Source organism: Nocardia jejuensis NBRC 103114, assembly GCF_001613145.1.
GTDB classification, from domain to species: Bacteria; Actinomycetota; Actinomycetes; order Mycobacteriales; family Mycobacteriaceae; genus Nocardia; species Nocardia jejuensis.
On record NZ_BDBU01000064.1, the window covers coordinates 1 to 2,704 of the forward strand.

Below are 2,704 nucleotides of genomic sequence, written 5' to 3' on the forward strand. Positions count from 1 at the left end.
AGTGGCTCGTGTTCGGGGGAGGCCAGCGCGACCGTCTCGTCCCACCACACGTCGCGACCCTCGGTCCACGCGGTCTCGATTCCGGTGCGGCGCACCACGAGAACGTGCTCGACCGTCGAATCACCTTCTGCCAGAGCCTCGTCCACCGCGTCCTTGAGCGGAGCGGCCTTGCCGCGCCGCCACTGACCGTCGGTGGTGACGACCAGGCGCGCGGAGGCGTCGTCCACGCGCTGGCGCAGCGCGCTGGGGGAGAAGCCCGCGAAGACCACCGAATGGGTCAGGCCCAGGCGCGCGCACGCGAGCATGGACACGATGGCCTCGGGGACCATCGGCATGTAGATCGCGACGCGGTCACCGGCCACCAGACCGAGGTCGGTGAAGTAGTTGGCGGCGCGGGACACCTCGGCCAGCAGATCGGCGTAGGTGAGGTCGCGGGAGTCGCCCGGCTCGCCCTCCCAGTGGATGGCGACCTGATCGCCGTGTCCGTCCAGCACGTGGCGGTCGACGCAGTTGTACGCGACGTTCAGCTTGCCACCGACGAACCATCGGGCGAAGGGGGCGTCGTCCCAATCCAGGACCTGGGTCCAGGGCTGATCCCAGTGCAGTCGTGCGGCCTGTTCGGCCCAGAACGCCTCGCGGTCCGCGTCGGCCCGCGCGTAGAGAGACCCGTCGCCGTTGGCGGCGGCGGCGAACTCGGTGCTCGGCGGATACACGTCCAGGTGATCAGCGGTGCTCTCGGTCATCTCGTCTCTTCTTCTCTCGCTCCCACAGGCGGCCCCGGGGGTGACCGTGGCCACGTTCGACACTAACCGACTGTGACCTGCGCCGGAATCGGCCCGCGGCTTCGGTCCCACTCGCCGGATCGTGAGCGCGAGCACGTGCTGGTCGCTCAACTGTGCGTTGTGTCACCCTCGACCACCGGTTTGAGTCGCTCGTGTTGCCACATTGCTAACAAGGCGAACAATCCCGGAGCGATCCGCTGACAACGGCGCAGCGGGTGGTTAGTGTCCGTTTCACCCAAGGCGGATCGCAGATGGCGCTGGTGGACCTCAGCGTGTGTCGCGCATCCCCTCGCCCTTTCCTGGAATCGGGAGAAATGCGTTGAGAGTCAAGACGATAACCGCGCTGTTCACGGCGGCGCTGGTAGCCACGAGCCTCACCCTGACGGGCTGCTCCTCCAGTGATGACAATTCCGATCTCGTCACGGTGAACGCGGGCGAACCGCAGAATCCGCTGGTGCCCACCAATACCAACGAGAACATGGGTGGCCGGGTCGTCGATCGGCTCTGGGCGGGATTGAAGTACTACGACGCCAAGGGCGTGTCCCACAACGAGATGGCGCAGTCGATCGAGACGACCGACCGCCAGCATTACAAGATCACCATCAAGCCGGACTGGAAGTTCACCGACGGCACCACCGTCACCTCCAAGTCGTTCGTGGACGCCTGGAACTACGGGGCGCTGGGCACCAACGCCCAGTTGCAGAACTGGGTGTTCCCGCCGATCGTCGGGTACGACGAGGTGGCGGCGAATCCGCCTACCGCACAGACGATGTCGGGTCTGAAGATCGTCGATGACCACACCTTCACCGTCGATCTGAAGCAGCCCTCCATCGACTTCGAACTCGAGCTGGGCTTCGCGCCGTTCTACCCGCTGCCCGAGGCCGCTTTCAAGGATATGAAGGCGTACGGGGAGAACCCGATCGGCAACGGGCCCTACAAGTTCGCCAGTGCCGACGCCTGGCAGCACAATGTGCAGATCGACCTGGTGCCGAACCCGGACTACCCCGGCGGTCGCCCGGCCAAGAACAACGGCCTGCGGTTCAAGATGTACCAGAACATGGACACCGCCTACGCGGACCTGCTGCAGGGCAATCTCGATGTGCTGGACGTGATTCCGGACGTCGCCCTGGCCAGCTACGAGCAGGATCTCGGCGACCGGGCCATCCACAAGCCCATCGCCTACAGCCAGCACATCGGCATCCAGCCGACGGTGCCGCACTTCAGCGGTCCGGAGGGCGTGCTGCGGCGCAAGGCCATCTCGATGGCGATCAACCGGGAACAGATCGCCACCAACATCTTTCACGGCACCCGCGTTCCGGCGAAGGACTTCACCGCCTTCACCCTGGACGGCTTCCGGGAGAACCTGCCCGGGGCGGAGGTGTTGAAGTTCAACCCGGACGAGGCCAAGAAGCTGTGGGCGCAGGCCGACGCCATCTCGCCGTGGTCGGGCACCTATCAGATCGCCTACAACTCCGACGGCGGTCACCAGGGCTGGATCGAAGCGGTCGCCAACAGCGTCAAGAACACCCTCGGCATCGATGCGGTCGGCGCCCCCTACCCGACCTTCAAGAACATTCGCGACGAGATCCACAACCACAACGTGGGCAAGGCATTCCGGTACGGCTGGCAGGGTGACTACCCGTCCATGTTCGAGTTCCTCACCGCGCTGTTCCTGTCCACCTCCGAGACCAACGACGTGGACTACAAGAGCCCGGAATTCGATCGGCTGCTGAACACCGCGCTGGCCGCACCCACCCCGGCGGCCGCGTACGACATTCTGGCGCAGGCGCAGGCCGTGCTCTTCCAGGACATGGCCGACATTCCGATCTTCGACTACAACGTCGCGGCGGGACGCTCGGATCGGGTGAAGAAGGCGGAGGTCGCCTGGTCCGGCCTGTTCGACTTCGAGAACATCGAGAAGT

At 65.3% G+C, this 2,704-nt stretch carries 2 protein-coding genes; one reads left to right on the forward strand and one right to left on the reverse strand.

Annotated features, from left to right (window positions below):
- Positions 1 to 743, reverse strand: a 743-nt coding sequence (locus NJ1_RS35295) for an AMP-binding protein (protein ID WP_157574546.1), incomplete at its 3' end; no start/stop codon positions are given.
- A gap of 358 nt (positions 744 to 1,101) precedes the next feature.
- On the opposite strand from NJ1_RS35295, the gene NJ1_RS35300 reads away from it, so the two are divergent.
- Positions 1,102 to 2,704 (forward strand): peptide ABC transporter substrate-binding protein (locus tag NJ1_RS35300; RefSeq protein WP_245717722.1); only part of this gene is annotated, 1,603 nt, incomplete at its 3' end.